Source organism: Variovorax soli NBRC 106424 (assembly GCF_001591385.1).
Lineage (GTDB): Bacteria > Pseudomonadota > Gammaproteobacteria > Burkholderiales > Burkholderiaceae_C > Variovorax > Variovorax soli.
In genome coordinates this window covers 1-14,727 of record NZ_BCUU01000010.1, presented here as the reverse complement: position 1 = coordinate 14,727, position 14,727 = coordinate 1, and the positions used below count along the sequence as shown (strand labels likewise).

The 14,727-nt window shown below is 68.3% G+C and carries 16 protein-coding genes; 13 read left to right on the top strand and 3 right to left on the bottom strand.

The genetic code is table 11. From position 1 onward, the window contains the following. Nucleotides 1-8: 8 nt before the first annotated feature. Nucleotides 9-1,214 carry a M20 aminoacylase family protein gene (locus VSO01S_RS05125; RefSeq protein ID WP_068640724.1) on the bottom strand — a complete coding sequence of 402 codons (1,206 nt, stop codon included), beginning with the start codon at nt 1,212-1,214 and terminating at the stop codon, nt 9-11. A 188-nt stretch (nt 1,215-1,402) separates the two neighbouring features. Between VSO01S_RS05125 and VSO01S_RS05120 the strand changes: the two genes are divergently transcribed. The 11 genes from VSO01S_RS05120 to VSO01S_RS05070 all read left to right on the top strand — a co-directional run bounded on the left by VSO01S_RS05120 (nt 1,403) and on the right by VSO01S_RS05070 (nt 11,425). Continuing rightward, complete coding sequence (locus VSO01S_RS05120; protein WP_068640723.1) at nt 1,403-3,235, top strand: acyl-CoA dehydrogenase; 1,833 nt, start codon at nt 1,403-1,405, stop codon at nt 3,233-3,235. Next, complete coding sequence (locus tag VSO01S_RS05115) at nt 3,235-3,456, top strand: hypothetical protein (protein WP_068640722.1); 222 nt, start codon at nt 3,235-3,237, stop codon at nt 3,454-3,456. Before VSO01S_RS05120 ends, VSO01S_RS05115 begins: the two co-directional genes overlap by 1 nt. Nucleotides 3,457-3,508: 52 nt before the next feature. Continuing rightward, on the top strand, nt 3,509-4,303 hold the full coding sequence (locus VSO01S_RS05110) for an SDR family oxidoreductase (protein ID WP_068640721.1): 795 nt from the start codon (nt 3,509-3,511) through the stop codon (nt 4,301-4,303). A 16-nt stretch (nt 4,304-4,319) separates the two neighbouring features. After that, the gene (locus VSO01S_RS05105) at nt 4,320-4,778 is read left to right on the top strand and encodes a PaaI family thioesterase (RefSeq protein WP_084241696.1); all 459 of its coding nucleotides are present in this window, start codon (nt 4,320-4,322) and stop codon (nt 4,776-4,778) included. A gap of 17 nt (nt 4,779-4,795) precedes the next feature. Further along, entirely contained in the window at nt 4,796-5,812 is a 1,017-nt protein-coding gene (locus VSO01S_RS05100) for an NADP-dependent oxidoreductase (protein WP_068640720.1), read from the top strand. 35 nt (nt 5,813-5,847) lie between these two features. Then, nucleotides 5,848-6,792 carry a glutathione S-transferase family protein gene (locus tag VSO01S_RS05095; RefSeq protein ID WP_068640719.1) on the top strand — a complete coding sequence of 315 codons (945 nt, stop codon included), beginning with the start codon at nt 5,848-5,850 and terminating at the stop codon, nt 6,790-6,792. Beyond that, nucleotides 6,789-7,694, top strand: a complete 906-nt coding sequence (locus VSO01S_RS05090; protein WP_068640718.1) for an SDR family oxidoreductase — start codon at nt 6,789-6,791, stop codon at nt 7,692-7,694. Before VSO01S_RS05095 ends, VSO01S_RS05090 begins: the two co-directional genes overlap by 4 nt. 95 nt (nt 7,695-7,789) lie before the next feature. Next, nucleotides 7,790-8,416 (top strand): paraquat-inducible protein A, encoded by a 627-nt coding sequence (locus VSO01S_RS05085; protein WP_068640717.1) that lies wholly within the window; start codon nt 7,790-7,792, stop codon nt 8,414-8,416. Continuing rightward, nucleotides 8,413-9,096, top strand: coding sequence for a paraquat-inducible protein A (locus VSO01S_RS05080; protein ID WP_068640716.1), 684 nt, complete (start codon nt 8,413-8,415; stop codon nt 9,094-9,096). The genes VSO01S_RS05085 and VSO01S_RS05080 overlap by 4 nt, the downstream gene beginning before the upstream one ends. After that, the gene (locus VSO01S_RS05075; RefSeq protein WP_084241695.1) at nt 9,093-10,757 is read left to right on the top strand and encodes a PqiB family protein; all 1,665 of its coding nucleotides are present in this window, start codon (nt 9,093-9,095) and stop codon (nt 10,755-10,757) included. The genes VSO01S_RS05080 and VSO01S_RS05075 overlap by 4 nt, the downstream gene beginning before the upstream one ends. After that, nucleotides 10,754-11,425 (top strand): PqiC family protein, encoded by a 672-nt coding sequence (locus VSO01S_RS05070; RefSeq protein ID WP_068640715.1) that lies wholly within the window; start codon nt 10,754-10,756, stop codon nt 11,423-11,425. Before VSO01S_RS05075 ends, VSO01S_RS05070 begins: the two co-directional genes overlap by 4 nt. 7 nt (nt 11,426-11,432) lie before the next feature. Here the strand turns inward: VSO01S_RS05070 and VSO01S_RS05065 are convergent, their stop codons facing one another. After that, nucleotides 11,433-12,164 carry a glycosyltransferase family A protein gene (locus tag VSO01S_RS05065; RefSeq protein WP_068640714.1) on the bottom strand — a complete coding sequence of 244 codons (732 nt, stop codon included), beginning with the start codon at nt 12,162-12,164 and terminating at the stop codon, nt 11,433-11,435. Further along, nucleotides 12,118-13,287: an ornithine cyclodeaminase gene (gene ocd / locus VSO01S_RS05060; RefSeq protein WP_084241693.1), complete on the bottom strand. Its 1,170-nt coding sequence runs from the start codon at nt 13,285-13,287 to the stop codon at nt 12,118-12,120. The genes VSO01S_RS05065 and ocd overlap by 47 nt, the downstream gene beginning before the upstream one ends. A gap of 126 nt (nt 13,288-13,413) precedes the next feature. Here ocd and VSO01S_RS05055 point away from each other — a divergent pair, with 126 nt between their 5' ends. Together VSO01S_RS05055 and ku are read left to right on the top strand one after the other, a co-directional pair. Beyond that, entirely contained in the window at nt 13,414-13,836 is a 423-nt protein-coding gene (locus VSO01S_RS05055; protein WP_068640713.1) for an Lrp/AsnC family transcriptional regulator, read from the top strand. Nucleotides 13,837-13,937: 101 nt separating this feature from the next. Continuing rightward, on the top strand, nt 13,938-14,727 hold a 790-nt coding region (gene ku / locus VSO01S_RS05050), incomplete at its 3' end, for a non-homologous end joining protein Ku (RefSeq protein ID WP_068640712.1).

Genomic DNA, 14,727 nt, shown 5'->3' with positions numbered 1-14,727 from the left:
AAGAGCCGTCAGTTGCCGCGGCCCACCGGCAGCCAGCGCTCCACCAGCCTCACGAAGTAGCTGGCGCCGATCGGGATGATCTCGTCGTTGAAGTCGAACGACGTGTTGTGGATGATGCACGGGCCGGGCCCATGGCCGTCGAGCCGATGGTCGCCGTCGCCGTTGCCGAGGAAGGCGTAGCAGCCGGGGCGCACCTGCAGCATGTGGGCGAAGTCTTCCGCACTCATCACGGCCGGAAAATCATCCGTCACCATGTCCTCGCCCACCACCTCGCGCATGACTTCGGCGGCAAAGCGGGCCTCTGCCGCGTGGTTGACCACGGGCGGCGAAGCGCGGGTGAAGCTGATCTCGGCGGTGCACTCGTGCGCGGCCGCCACGCCATGGGCGATGGTGCGCAGCCGGGCCTCGATCTTGTCCAGCGCATCGATCGAGAAGGTGCGCACGGTGCCGCCCAGCGTGGCGGAATCGGGAATCACGTTGGGCGCGTCCGAGCCTTGCAACTGCGTGACGGCGAGCAGGGCGCGCTCCGTGTTCGGAATGGTCCGGGCCACCAGCGTCTGCAACTGCTGGGCGAGGTTGACCACGGCCGCCACGGGGTCGATGCCCGTGTGCGGCATCGAGGCGTGCGTGCCGCGACCACGCAAGGTGATCCGGTAGGTATTGCTCGACGCCATGAGAGCACCTTCGTTGAGCGCAAAGCGCCCGACCTCGCCGACCGGGAAGTTGTGCAGGGCAAACACGGCATCGCAGGGAAAGCGCTCGAACAGGCCGTCCTGGATCATCTTCTTGGCGCCGGCTTTGCCCATCTCCTCGGCCGGCTGGAAGATGAAATGGACGGTGCCGTTGAACTGGCTGCCCTTTTGCGACAGGTGCCACGCGGCCGCCAGCAGCATGGTGGTGTGGCCGTCGTGGCCGCAGGCGTGCATGCGGCCGGCGTGGGTGGACTTGTGTGCGAATTCGTTGGCCTCGTGCAGCGGCAGCGCATCCATGTCCGCCCGCAGGCCGATGGTGCGCGTGCCCGTGCCCCGGCGCAGCACCCCGACCAGGCCGGTGCCGGCAATGCCGCGGTGCACCTCGATGCCCCATTCCTGCAGCAGCCGGGCCACCATCTCGGACGTCCGGTGTTCTTCGAAGCCGAGTTCGGGATGGGCATGGATGTCGCGGCGGATGGCGACGAAGCGGGACACGTCCGCGAAGGAGTCTGCAATGTTCATCGGTGTGAGGATGGAGGCAAGCCCCGGATTCTGGCGCAGCCGGGCCACCTTGGCCCGCGGATGAGCCCCTGTGTGTCATGCAGGAGTCACTCCGTCCACGCCGATTGGATTACATTGATCCGGATTCGCTGCGAGCCGAAACCGGCGCTCGCAGCCTCGATCTGGCAACCCTTTCGCCGCGACCGCACATGACCCTGCGCAACACCCTCGACTTCCTGCTCTACGACTGGCTCGACGCGCCCGCGCTCAGTTCGCGCGAGCGCTTTGCCGACCACTCCCGCGAAACCTTCGACGCGGTGCTCGACACCTGCGAGCGCATCGCCCGCGAGAAATACGCCCCCGCCAACCGCACGGTCGACACCGAAGAGCCGCGCTTCGACGGCGAGAAGGTCATCCTTCCCCAGGCCACGCACGACGCCCACAAGGCCTTCGTCGAATCGGGGATGATGTCCGCCGCCCAGGACTACGACATCGGCGGCATGCAGCTGCCCTATACGGTGCAGGCGGCGGCCAACAGCTTCTTCGCCATGGCCTCGGTGAGCATCGGCTCGAACATGCTCACCAGCGGCAATGCCAACCTGCTCATGGTGCATGGCACCGAGATGCAGAAGAAGGTGTTTGCGCTCAACGAGTTCTCCGGGCGCTGGGCCGGCACCATGTGCCTGTCGGAGCCGCAGGCCGGCTCCAGCCTGAGCGACGTGGCCACCCGCGCGGTGCCCGACGGCGCCGATTTCCAGGACGACCCGCTGGGCCCGCGCTACCGCCTCACGGGCAACAAGATGTGGATCTCGGCCGGCGACCACGAGCTGACCGAGAACATCGTGCACATCGTGCTGGCCAAGATCCCGGATGAAAACGGCAAGCTCATTCCCGGCACGCGCGGCATCTCGCTGTTCATCGTGCCCAAGCGCATGGTCGACACCGAAGGCAAGCTGACCGGCGAGCGCAACGACGTCGCCCTGGCGGGCCTGAACCACAAGCTGGGCTGGCGCGGCACCACCAACACGCTGCTGAACTTCGGCGAAGGCAAGTACCCGGTGGGCGGCAAGGCCGGCGCGGTGGGCTACCTGGTGGGCTCGCCCGGCAAGGGCCTGGCCTGCATGTTCCACATGATGAACGAGGCGCGCATCGGCGTGGGCACGGCCGCCACCATGCTGGGCATGGCGGGCTACCACGCTTCGCTCGAATACGCCAAGAACCGCCCGCAGGGCCGCCCGGTCGGTCCCGAGGGCAAGGACGCGGCCAAGCCGCAGGTGCGCATCATCGAGCACGCCGACGTGCGCCGCATGCTGCTCGCGCAGAAGTCCTATGCCGAAGGCGCGCTGGCGCTGGAGCTGTACTGCGCCCGCCTGGTCGACGAGCACAAGACCGGCGACGACAAGTCGGCCGACGACGCGCGCATCCTGCTCGAGGTGCTCACGCCCATCGCCAAGAGCTGGCCCAGCGAGTGGTGCCTGGAAGCCAATTCGCTGGCCATCCAGGTGCACGGCGGCTACGGCTACACGCGCGACTTTCCGGTGGAGCAATACTGGCGCGACAACCGCCTGAACATGATCCACGAAGGCACGCACGGCATCCAGGCGGCCGACCTGCTGGGCCGCAAGGTGCTGATGGAAAACGGCCGCGGGCTGCAGCTGCTGGCCGCGCGCATCCAGGAGACCATCGGCAAGGCCGCGGGCACGCCCCGCCTGGCCGCCCATGCGGAAGCCCTGGGCGCCGCACTGGAGCGGGTGGCGCAGGCCACGCGCGAGGCCTGGTCCACCGGCAATCCGCGCGATGCGCTGACCAATGCCGTGCCCTACATGCAGGCCTTCGGCCATGTGGTGCTGGCCTGGCTGTGGCTGGACGTGGCGCAGCGCGCGCTGGCCCTCGATGCCGATGCCGCGCAGCCGGCCACCGCAGGCCGCGTGGGCGCCACCGACTATTTCTTCAACTACGAGCTGCCCAAGATCGGCGCCTGGCTCAATGTGGTAGAGAGCCGCGACCCGACCTGCGTCGAGCTGCCCGAGGAGGCCTTCTGATGGCCGCCGAAGAAGCCAAGGCCGCCAAGCCCTACGCCAGGCTCGAAGCCTGGATCTGGACGCTGATCTACGGCGGCCTGCTGCTGCTCGTGCTCGGCCTGGCCACGGGCCGCGAAAGCGCCGCCGTGGGCTGGTCGCTGGCCGTGCCCGGCGCAGTCGTGGCTGCCGTGGGCGTGGTCCTGATCTACGTGCGCTCGCGGCTGGGCAAGGCCAAGCCCTGACCCTCTTCAAGAACCGACGAACCCTGAACCGAACCGAAAGACCCGAAGCATCATGACCACCCGCACCGTTTCGCAACTGTTCGACCTGCACGGCAAGACCGCGCTCATCACCGGCGGCTCGCGCGGCCTGGGCCTGCAGATGGCCCATGCGCTGGGCGAGGCGGGCGCCAGGATCATGCTCAGCTCGCGCAAGGCCGAAGACCTGGAGCAGGCCGCGGCCGAGCTGCAGGACAGCGGCATCGACGCGCGCTGGATTGCCGCAGACTGCGCCAAGGAAGAAGACACCCGCCGCCTGGCCGACGAGACGCTCGAGCGCATGGGCGCCATCGACATCCTGGTCAACAACGCCGGCGCCAGCTGGGGCGCCCCGGCCGAAAGCCATCCGGTCGAGGCCTGGGACAAGGTGATGAACCTCAACGTGCGCGGCTACTTCATCCTGTCGCAGCAGGTGGCCACCAAGTACATGATTCCGAAGAAGTCGGGCCGCATCATCAACATCGCCTCCATCGCGGGCCTGAACGGCAACCCGCCGGAAATGAAGACCCTGGCCTACAACACCTCCAAGAGCGCGGTCATCGGCTTCACCCACACGCTGGCGGCCGAATGGGGCCGCTACGGCATCAACGTGAACGCCATCTGCCCGGGCTTCTTCATGACCAAGATGGCGGCGGGCCTCATCAAGTCCATCGGCGAGGAGAAGATGGCCAGCCATGCGCCCCTGGGCCGCCTCGGTGACGACGAAGACCTCAAGGGCATCACGCTGCTGTACGCCAGCGACGCCGGCAAGCACATCACCGGCCAGTGGATGGCGGTGGACGGCGGCGTGAGCGTGGTGCTGGGCGCTTGACGGGCGGCAGGCACGGATGACCACAGACGACCAAGCAGGCCTGAAGGCCTTCACCAGCCGAATTCCCTTTGCCCGGCACCTCGGCTTCGACATCACGCGCTTCGAGGGCGGCGAGTCGGAGCTGCGCTACACGGCCAAGCCGGAGCACCTGAACACCTTCGACGTGACCCACGGCGGCGCCTGCATGACGCTGCTGGATGTGACCATGGCTGCCGCGGCGCGCAGCGTGGCGCCCGAGATCGGCGTGGTCACCATCGAGATGAAGACCAGCTTCATGCACCCGTCGGTCGGCCCGCTGGTGGCCAAGGGCCGGCTGATGCACCGCACCGCCACGCTGGCCTTCACCGAGGCAACCATCTTTGATGAGAAGGGCAATGCCTGCGCGCATGCCACCGGCACCTTCAAGTACGTCAAGCGGCGCCTGCCCACCAGCGCGTCGAGCGCCAACGAGCAGCGCCCCCCGTCAACAGACTGATCCCCACGGAGACAACCATGCCCACGAACAAGCAGCAACTGCTGGACAACCGCCCCGACGGCGAAGCCGTCGCCAGCAACTTCAAGCTGGTCACCAGCCAGACGCCCGAACTGAAGGACAACGAGGTGCTGGTGCGCCATCACTACCTGAGCCTGGACCCGTACATGCGCGGGCGCATGAACGATTCCAAGAGCTACGCACAGCCCCAGCCGCTGGGCCAGGTGATGCAGGGCGGCACCGTGGGCGAGATTGTCGAAAGCCGGAACCCCAAGTTCGCCGTGGGCGACAAGGTGGTGGGCTTCGGCGGCTGGCAGGAATACAGCGTGGTCGACGCCTCGCAGCCCGGCGTGCTGCGCAAGGTGGACACCACCCATGTCCCGCTGTCGCACTACCTGGGCGCGGTGGGCATGCCCGGCGTCACGGCCTGGTACGGCCTGGTGAAGATCATCGCGCCCAAGGCGGGCGAGACGCTGGTCATCTCCGCCGCCACCGGCGCGGTGGGCAGCGCCTTCGGTGCGCTGGCCAAGGCGCGCGGCTGCCGCGTGGTGGGCATTGCCGGCGGGCCGGACAAGTGCAAGTACGCGGTGGAAGAACTGGGCTTCGACGCCTGCATCGACTATCGCCAGCACCCTGACGCCAAGAGCATGAGCCAGGCGCTGAAGGAAGCCTGCCCGAGCGGCATCGACGGCTACTTCGAGAACGTCGGCGGCTACATCCTCGATGCCGTGCTGCTGCGCGCCAACGCCTTTGCCCGCATCGCCCTGTGCGGCATGATCGCCGGCTACGACGGCCAGCCGCTGCCCATGGCGAACCCGGCACTGATCCTCATCAACCGGATCAAGATCGAAGGCTTCATCGTGAGCGAGCACATGGAAGTCTGGCCCGAGGCGCTGAAAGAACTGGGCACCCTGGTGGCCACCGGCAAGCTGCGCCCGCGCGAGTCCATCGCGCAGGGCATCGAGTCGGCACCCGAGGCCTTCCTGGGCCTGCTCAAGGGCAGGAACTTCGGCAAGCAGCTGGTCAAGCTGATCTAGACCCGGGCACGGTGCCCAGGAAGGAAGGAGACAACGTGGCCGACCTGATCCTCCATCACTACCCGACCTCGCCCTTCGCCGAAAAGGCCCGGCTGCTGCTGGGCTACAAGAAGCTGGCCTGGAAGTCGGTGATCATTCCGCAGATCCAGCCCAAGCCCGATGTGGTGGCGCTCACCGGCGGCTACCGCAAGACGCCCATCCTGCAGATCGGCGCCGACATCTACTGCGACACGGCGCTCTTCTGCGACGTGCTCGAACACCTGGCGCCGGCGCCTGCCATCTACCCCGCCCAAGGCAAGGGCCTGGCACGCACCGTGGCGCAGTGGGCCGACAGCACGCTGTTCTGGACCGCCATGGCCTACAACTTCCAGCCCAAGGGCGCGGCCGAGCTGTTCGCGGGCGCGCCGGCGGAGCTGGGCAAGGCCTTTGCCGATGACCGCAAGGCCATGAGCGTGAACATGACGCGCCTGCGGCCGCTGGACGCCATCGCCGCCTACAAGTCGTACCTGCGCCGCATCTCCGACATGCTCGAAGGCCAGCCCTTCGTGATGGGCGATGCGCCCACGGTGGCCGACTTCTCGCTCTACCACCCGCTGTGGTTCACCCGCGTGCGCACGCCGTCGCTGGCGGACATCCTGACCCATACGCCGGCCGTGCTGGAGTGGATGGAGCGCATGGCCGCCTTCGGCCACGGCGAGATGGAGAAGTTCGACTCGGCCAGCGCCATCCAGGTGGCTGCGGCTTCGACGCCCCGCAGCCTGCTGGTCGACAGCACCTTCCAGGACGACCACGGCATCCCGCTGGGCAGTCGCGTCACCGTGGCTGGCGAGAGCTTCGGGCCCGAGCCGACCGAGGGCGAGCTCATCGCCGCCACCCGGACCCATTTCAGCCTGCGCCGCCAGGACGAGCGCGCCGGAACGGTGCACGTGCATTTCCCGCGCATCGGCTATGTATTGAGAAAAGTGGAGACACCCGCATGATTTCGGATTTCAAGGGCAAGACGGCAGTCCTGACCGGCGCAGGCTCCGGCTTCGGCCTGGAGTGCGCGCGCATCGGCGCCGCACGCGGCATGAACCTGGTGCTGGTCGACGTGCAGCAGGATGCGCTGGACGCCGCCCGCGCCGAAATGGAGAAGGCCGGCGCCCAGGTGCTGGCGCGCAAGGTCGACGTGTCCGACGCCGGGCAGATGGAGGCGCTGGCCGCCGCGGTGAAGGAGCGCTTCGGTGCGCCGCATTTCGTGTTCAACAACGCCGGCGTGGGCTCGGGCGGCCTGGTGTGGGAAAACACCGTGGCCGACTGGAACTGGGTGCTGGGCGTGGACCTGATGGGCGTGGTGCACGGCGTTCGCCTGTTCGTGCCGATGATGCTCGAGGCCGCCGCCAAGGACCCGGCCTGGCGCGGCCATGTCACCAACACCGCCAGCATGGCCGGCCTGCTCACGCCGCCCAACATGGGCATCTACAACGCCGCCAAGGCGGCGGTGGTGAGCCTGACCGAGACCATGTACCAGGACCTGCGCCTGGTGACGGACCAGATCGGCGCCAGCCTGCTGTGCCCGTACTTCGTGCCCACCGGCATCGCGGCCAGCGAGCGCAACCGCCCGGGCGGCGCCGCGTCCGAGAAGCTCACCAAGAGCCAGCTGATCGGCAAGGCGATGAGCGAGAAGGCCGTGAGCAGCGGCAAGGTGACGGCGGCCGAGGTGGCGGGCAATGTGTTCCGCGCCATCGAGACCGACCAGTTCTACGTCTACAGCCACCCGAAGGCGCTGGGCAACGTGAAGAGCCGCATGGAAGGCATCGTGGCCGGCATCAATCCGGCCGACCCGTTCCTGGAGCGGCCCGAGATCGGCGAGCAGCTGCGCGCCGCATTGCGCTCGGCCTGAGGCGCGGCGCCGGGGAGGGCGGCGCCCGCCCTTTACAAAAAGCCACCCGCGCGGGAGCCGCGCAGGCGCGCCAGAATCGGTTAGGGTTCGGCCCTATGCAGGAAGTCCCGAACCTCATGGCCTGCGAAGGCTGCGACGCGCTCTACGAGCGCCCGCACCTGCGCTCGCGCGACGTGGCGCGCTGCCCGCGCTGCGGCACGCTGCTCGATCGCGGCTGGGGCCGCGCCCACGAGCGCATGCTGCCGCTCACCGTCGCCTGCCTCGTACTTTTCGCCATCGCCAACCTCTTTCCCATCGTCGAGATCGAGGTGCAGGGCCTGCGCAGCCAGACCACGCTGGTCGGCGCCGTGATGCAGCTCACCCGCGGCGGCATGCCCGAGGTGGCGGTGCTGGTGCTGGCCACCACCATCCTCTTTCCGCTGTCCCAGCTGTGCATCCTCCTGTACCTGCTGGTGCCCATCACGCTGCGCGGGTTGCGGCCGGCGGGCTTCAGCATCCTGGTGCGGGCCATGCAGGTGCTGCGGCCCTGGGGAATGATCGAAGTCTTTTTGCTGGGCGTGCTGGTGGCCATTGTCAAGCTCTCGGGCATGGCGCGGGTGCTGCCGGGGGCGGCGCTGTGGGCCTTCATGGGCCTGACGGTGCTGCTGACGGCGGTTCTGGCCTTCGAGCCCAAGGCGTTCTGGCGCATCGTGTTCCCGCGCGAGGAGGGCGTGCCCCGATGAATCCGGCCGACCCGCACGTGGAAACAGCGGCCGGCCGCGGCCTGCTGGCCTGCCACCATTGCGGCACCGTGTGGCGCGGCGCCCAGGTGCACGAGCCCTGTGCGCGCTGCGGCACCCGGCTGCACCGGCGCAAGCCCGACAGCCTGAACCGCACCTGGGCGCTGGTGATCGCCGCGGCCATCCTGTACCTGCCCGCCAACCTGCTGCCGGTGATGATCACCCGCACCATCTTCGGCTCGCAGTACGACACCATCATGAGCGGCATCATCTATTTCTGGGTGTCGGGCGCCTGGGGGCTGGCGGCCATCATCTTCATCGCCAGCTTCCTGGTGCCGCTGTTCAAGCTGGCGGCCCTGGCCATCATGGCCTGGTCGGCCGGCCGCCGCACCGACTGGCGCCGCCAGGAGCGGGCCACGCTCTACCGCATCGTCGAGTTCATCGGCCGCTGGTCGATGCTGGACGTGTTCGTGGTGTGCCTGCTGTCGGGCCTGGTCCACATCCAGGGCTTTGCCGAGATTTCCGCCGGCCTGGGCATCGCCGCCTTTGCCGGCGTGGTGGTGCTGACCATGCTGGCGTCGCTGAGCTTCGACCCGCGCCTGACCTGGGACGACGCCCCCGTGGAAGACAATACCCCCGCCCAACAACGCGACACGACGAAGAGGAACGGACAGATCGCATGAGTGCAGAGACACCGCCGCCAGACGCCCCCGGAACGCCACAAGGTTCGCCCGCTGCCGCACCCCTGCCCAAGCCGGCGGTGACCCGGCGCCGCAACTGGCTGCCTTCGCTCATCTGGCTGATTCCCATCGTGGCCGCCCTGGTCGGCCTGTGGCTGGTGGCCAAGATCCTGCGCGAGCGCGGGCCCGAGATCTACATCAACTTCGTCACCGCTGAAGGCCTGGAGGCGGGCAAGACGGCGGTGCGCTACAAGGACGTGCAGATCGGCGTGGTGGAATCCATCCGCCTGGCGCGCGACCGCTCGCACGTGCAGGTCAAGGTGCAGCTCAAGAAAGAAGCCGAGGGCTTCACCGCGGTCGACACCCGCTACTGGGTGGTGCGCCCGCGCTTCGATACCTCCGGCATTTCCGGCCTGGGGACGCTGCTGTCCGGCGCCTACATCGGTGCGGATGCCGGTGAATCCGAGGAGACGCAAAGCGAGTTCAAGGGGCTGGAGCAGCCGCCGATCATCACGCGCGGTGCCAACGGCCGGCAGTTCGTGCTGCGCGCCAAGGACGTGGGCTCGCTCGACATCGGCTCGCCGGTGTACTACCGCCGCATCAAGGTGGGGCAGGTGGCTTCCTACCAGCTCGACGGCGACGGCCGCGGCGTCACGCTGCGGGTGTTCGTCAATGCGCCGTACGACAAGTTCGTGGGCGTCAACACGCGCTTCTGGCATGCCAGCGGCATCGACGTGCAGCTCAGCGCCGCCGGCGTGGCGGTGCGCACCCAGTCGCTGGCGACCATCGTGCTGGGCGGCATCGCCTTCCAGGCGCCGGACGACGAAATGGGCCCCACGGCCACCGAGAACACCGCCTTCGCCCTGGCCGAGGACGAAAGCAATGCCATGCGCGAGCCCGACGGCGAATCGCGCAGCATGCTGCTGTACTTCAACCAGTCGCTGCGCGGCCTCACGGTGGGCGCCCCGGTGGACTTCCGCGGCATCGTCATCGGCGAGGTCAAGTCCATCGGCGTGGAATTCGACGGCGACCAGCGGCAGTTCCGCATGCCGGTGATGGTCGAGGTCTACCCCGACCGCCTGCGCCGGCGCTCGCGCGAGAAGGCCGAGGACAGCCGCTGGACGCCCGAGCAGCGCATCCGCTGGCTGGTGGGCAAGGGCCTGCGCGCGCAGCTGCGCACCGGCAACCTGCTGACCGGGCAGGTGTACGTGGCGCTGGACTTCTTCCCGCATGCGGCGCCGGCCAAGGTGGATGCCGACAAGAATCCGCTGGAGCTGCCCACCGTCCCCAACAGCCTGGACGACCTGCAGGCGCAGGTGCTGGAGCTGGTGACCAAGATCAACCAGGTGCCTTTCGAGCAGATTGGCAAGGACGCGCGCACCGTGCTCGCCTCGATGGACAAGACGCTCAAGAGCGTCGAGCAGCTCACGCGCGGCCTGAACAACGACGTGTCGCCGGAAATCACCGCCGCCATGAAGGATGTGCGCAAGACGCTGGACACGGCCGAGCGCACCATCGCCAGCGATTCGCCCCTGCAGCAGGACATGCGTCAGACCCTGCAGGAGCTGACCCGCGCCGCCGCGTCGCTGCGCGTGCTGACCGACTACCTCGAACGGCACCCCGAGTCGCTGCTGCGCGGCAAGCCGGAGGACACGAAGAAATGACCCCGAAGACCTTGAAGAAGAAGTCCTCCTCGCTGCGCCTGCTCGCGCCTGCCGCCGTCCTCGGCCTGCTGGCGGCGTGCGGCGGCACGCCAACGCGCTACTACACCCTGGCCGAAAGCACGCCGCCCGCCGCGGCCCAGCGCAGCACGGCCGACACGGCGGCCCTGGCCATCGAGATGGCGCCGGTCGCCTTGCCCGAGCGCCTGGCGCGCCCGCAGCTGGTGGTGCGGCGCAGCGGCGGCATGCTGCCGCTGCGCGACGCCTCCGAAGCCGAGGTGGACGTGCTGGAGCAGTCGCGCTGGTCCTCGTCCTTCGAGTACGAGCTGCGCGATGCGCTGGCCGCGGGCATTGCGGGGCGCCTGTCGGCATTCGATGCCACCAAGGCGGGCCGCCCGCGCGGCATTCCGGTCTACCGCATCGCGGTGCAGTTGCGCGATTTCGATGCCCAGCCGGGCACGCGGGTGGATTCGGCCTTCGGCTGGAGCATCCGGCGCGGCGACGGCGACGCGCTGCTCACCTGCCAGATGCGTTTGAGCGAAGCGGTCAGCGGCGGGGTGGACGGCGTGGCGGTGGGTGCGCAGCGCATCACGGGCCGGTTGGCCGACGAGATTGCGCGCAACGTTGGCGCGCTGGCTGCGAACCAGGCGGCGAACTGCCCCGCGGCCTGACGCTCGCTCAGTTCGCCTGATCCTGCACCCACGGCAGCCTGCCGCCGTGGCGCTGCAGCATCTGCGCATTGCCGCGCAGGAAGAAGTCGGCCGTGACCGAGTGTTCCGTGTTGCCCGCCAGGTAGTCGACCGTGTAGCGGTAGGTGCAGTCGAAGTCCGGCGCGATCTGGCGCAGGGCGTGGCAGATGAGCCGGTCGACGCCCGGCACGCCGGGATCGCGCATGCGGTTGAACCACAGCGGCGCCACCTGCACCGCCAGCAGGCGGGGCAGGAAGTAGCAGTTGACGTCGACCAGGTAGTCCTGCTCGCCCAGCACGCTGGGCCAGCGCCCCAGGCTTTCGCAGTCGTCGCGGCAGATGAAGCGATGCTCGCGGTCCACGATGTTGCGCAGCGAATAGCTCCATGGCCGGCCTTGGCTGCAGACGGCAAGGCAGTCGGCGATGTGCGTGGGCGCCAGCGCGTTGTCGTCGTCCAGGAAGGCCAGGTACTCGCCCTTGGCAAGGAAGGTGGCGGCGCCGTAGATGCGATGGCCGTTCCAGCCGTCCCGGCCGGTGGGGTAGGGCAGCTGGATCAGGTCGATGTGTCCGCGGCCCGCATGCTGCGCGATGGCGGCGCGCGCCTGTTCCCAGTGCTGCGGCCCGTCGGCCACCACCAGGTGCTGGATGTTGCCGTGGCTTTGCGCGGCGACCGATTCAACACAGCGCGCGAGCAGCGGGTTGCCGCCGTGCGCGGTGATCACGGTGACCAGGGGCTGCGCCCGGGTCGAGGCCGGTGCTGTGTGCTGATGCTGCCGGGGCGTCGTCATGCGTCGCGCCAGTGTAGGCCGGCGTCGGCGATTCGGGCTGCCCAGCGTGCGTCAGCGAGAACAGGTCCTTCGGGTCCGCCAGGCTCGGCACGAGTTCCAGCTCACGCCCCAGGCCGTGGCGCTGCAGCTGCTGGTGCAGGTAGCGCAAGGTGGAGAAGTCCTCCAGCGCGAAGCCGACGGAGTCGAACACGGTCAGCTTCTGGGCATGCTCGCGTCCGGGCGCCGCATCGGCCAGCACGCGCCACAGTTCCGTCACCGGAAAGTCCCCGGCCATCTGCTGGATCTCGCCTTCGATGCGGGACTGCGGCTCGTACTCCACCACCACCCGTGCCTCGCGCAGGATGTCCGCATGCAGCTCGGTCTTGCCCGGGCAGTCCCCGCCCACGGCGTTCAGGTGCATGCCGGGCTCGATCATCTCCGGCGTGAGGATGGTGGCGCGGCGCTTGTCGGCGGTGATGGTGGTCACGATGTCCGCGCCGCGCACGGCCTGGGCCGTCGACTCGCAAGGCAGCAGGCGCAGGGCCGGGTAGGGCGCCAGGTTGCGCATCAGGCGGCGGGTGGCGTGCGGGTCGATGTCGTACAGCCTGATCTCGTCGATGCCCAGGTGCCAATGGAAGGCCAGCGCCTGGAATTCGGCCTGCGCGCCGTTGCCGATGAGCGCCATCCGGCGCGCGCCCGGACGGGCCAGCGCCTTCGCGGCCAGCAGCGAGACCGCGGCGGTGCGCAGTGCGGTGGCCAGCGTCATCTCCGACAGCAGCAGCGGATAGCCCGTCTCCACATCGGCCAGCACGCCGAACGCCACCACAGTGGAAAGCCCGCGCGCCGGGTTGCCGGGATGGCCGTTGACGTACTTGAAGGCATAGCGCTGGCCGTCGGACGTGGGCATCAGCTCGATCACGCCGCCTGGTGAATGGTCGACGATGCGAGGCTGTTTCTGGAACTGCGGCCAGCGCAGGAAGTCTTCCCGGATTGTGTTGGCCAGGCCTTCGATGAAGCGTTCGAGACCGACTTTGCGTATCAAGCGCGAGAGGGTGGGCAGGTCGGCGAGCTGGGTCATGGCTTCTCCCTGGTGGCGTCCGTAGATTGGGATTCTTGGCCATGGGGCTGCCAGAATGAAGCCTGCAACTTGGCAACTTTGCTGCTGGACTTGGCAGATTGCCGGCCCAGCTTGGCAATTAAGCAAATGGACGACACCGATCGCCAGCTCATCTCGTTGCTTCGCGACAACGCGCGCCTGTCGGTGGTGGAACTGGCGCGCAAGCTGCGCGTGGCCCGTGCCACGGTGCAGAACCGCATCGCCCGGCTGGAGCGCGAAGGCACCATCGTCGGCTACACCGTGCGCCTGCGTCCCGAAGGCGAGCAGCACGGCATCCGCGCCATGATGAGCATCGCCATCGACGGCCACCACGGCGAACAGGTGCTGCGCCTGCTGCGCGGCCACCCCCAGGTGGTGGCCCTGCACACCACCAACGGCCGCTGGGACCTGCTGGCCGAGCTGCGGGCCGACACGCTCGAGGCCTTCGACACGCTGCTCAACGCCATCCGCGCGATCGAGGGGATCGCCAGCACGGAAACCAGCATCCTGCTGTCCACCCACAAGCTCTGAACAAGCCCGGGGGCGTGGGCGGGCCGCAACGCGGCAGTTGCCTCCGACGGGCAAAGAAAACTAAAGTGGCTCTCCTGCCCCTCGCGGCTTGGAGGTCACACATGGCTGCACGCTCCATTGCGTCGCTTTCGCTCGGATTCGGCCTGGTCTCGATCCCGGTGCGCCTTTACTCGGCCACCGAAAGCTCGGCGACCATCCACTTCAACCTGCTGGCCAAGGACGGCTCGCGCGTCAAGCAGCAGTACATCTCCGAGAAGACCGGCGAAGTGGTGCCGCGCGCCGAGATGGTCAAGGGCTACGAGTTCGAGAAGGACCGCTATGTCATCTTCCAGCCCGAGGAACTCAAGGCGCTGGAGAACAACGCCAGCCACCTGATCGACATCGTCTCCTTCATTCCGGTCGAGGCGGTGGACCCCATCTATTTCGACAAGGCCTACTTCCTGGCGCCCGACAAGCGCGGCGGCAAGCCCTACAACCTGCTCAAGGCCGCCATGCAGGACAGCGGGCGCTGCGCCCTTGCGCGCTGGGCCTGGAAAGGCAAGCAGTACGTGGTGCAGGTGCGTGCGCAGGAGCATGGGCTGGTGCTGCAGCAGCTTCTCTATGCGGACGAAGTGCGCTCGCTGGAAGACCTGGACATCGAGCAGAGCTCCCCCTCGCAGGCCGAGCTCAAGCTGGCGCTGCAGCTCATCGACCAGATCTCGGCCGACAGCTACGACCCCGCCGAATACGAGGACGAGGAGAAGAAGCGCATCCTGGCCGCCATCGACGCCAAGATCGCCGGCCAGGAAGTGGTGGCCATGGCGCACCCCGAGGACAGCGGCGGCGCCGAGGTGATCGACCTGACCGAGATGCTGCGCGCCAGCCTGTCCCGCGCAAGCCGTGGCGCCGGCG

What these genes read in the sequence shown, in the direction of transcription:
- VSO01S_RS05125 (WP_068640724.1), bottom strand. Translation starts at nt 1,214, where the DNA reads ATGAACATTGCAGACTCCTTCGCGGACGTGTCCCGCTTCGTCGCCATC.
- VSO01S_RS05120 (WP_068640723.1), top strand. Translation starts at nt 1,403, where the DNA reads ATGACCCTGCGCAACACCCTCGACTTCCTGCTCTACGACTGGCTCGAC.
- VSO01S_RS05115 (WP_068640722.1), top strand. Translation starts at nt 3,235, where the DNA reads ATGGCCGCCGAAGAAGCCAAGGCCGCCAAGCCCTACGCCAGGCTCGAA.
- VSO01S_RS05110 (WP_068640721.1), top strand. Translation starts at nt 3,509, where the DNA reads ATGACCACCCGCACCGTTTCGCAACTGTTCGACCTGCACGGCAAGACC.
- VSO01S_RS05105 (WP_084241696.1), top strand. Translation starts at nt 4,320, where the DNA reads ATGACCACAGACGACCAAGCAGGCCTGAAGGCCTTCACCAGCCGAATT.
- VSO01S_RS05100 (WP_068640720.1), top strand. Translation starts at nt 4,796, where the DNA reads ATGCCCACGAACAAGCAGCAACTGCTGGACAACCGCCCCGACGGCGAA.
- VSO01S_RS05090 (WP_068640718.1), top strand. Translation starts at nt 6,789, where the DNA reads ATGATTTCGGATTTCAAGGGCAAGACGGCAGTCCTGACCGGCGCAGGC.
- VSO01S_RS05085 (WP_068640717.1), top strand. Translation starts at nt 7,790, where the DNA reads ATGCAGGAAGTCCCGAACCTCATGGCCTGCGAAGGCTGCGACGCGCTC.
- VSO01S_RS05080 (WP_068640716.1), top strand. Translation starts at nt 8,413, where the DNA reads ATGAATCCGGCCGACCCGCACGTGGAAACAGCGGCCGGCCGCGGCCTG.
- VSO01S_RS05075 (WP_084241695.1), top strand. Translation starts at nt 9,093, where the DNA reads ATGAGTGCAGAGACACCGCCGCCAGACGCCCCCGGAACGCCACAAGGT.
- VSO01S_RS05070 (WP_068640715.1), top strand. Translation starts at nt 10,754, where the DNA reads ATGACCCCGAAGACCTTGAAGAAGAAGTCCTCCTCGCTGCGCCTGCTC.
- ocd (WP_084241693.1), bottom strand. Translation starts at nt 13,287, where the DNA reads ATGACCCAGCTCGCCGACCTGCCCACCCTCTCGCGCTTGATACGCAAA.
- VSO01S_RS05055 (WP_068640713.1), top strand. Translation starts at nt 13,414, where the DNA reads ATGGACGACACCGATCGCCAGCTCATCTCGTTGCTTCGCGACAACGCG.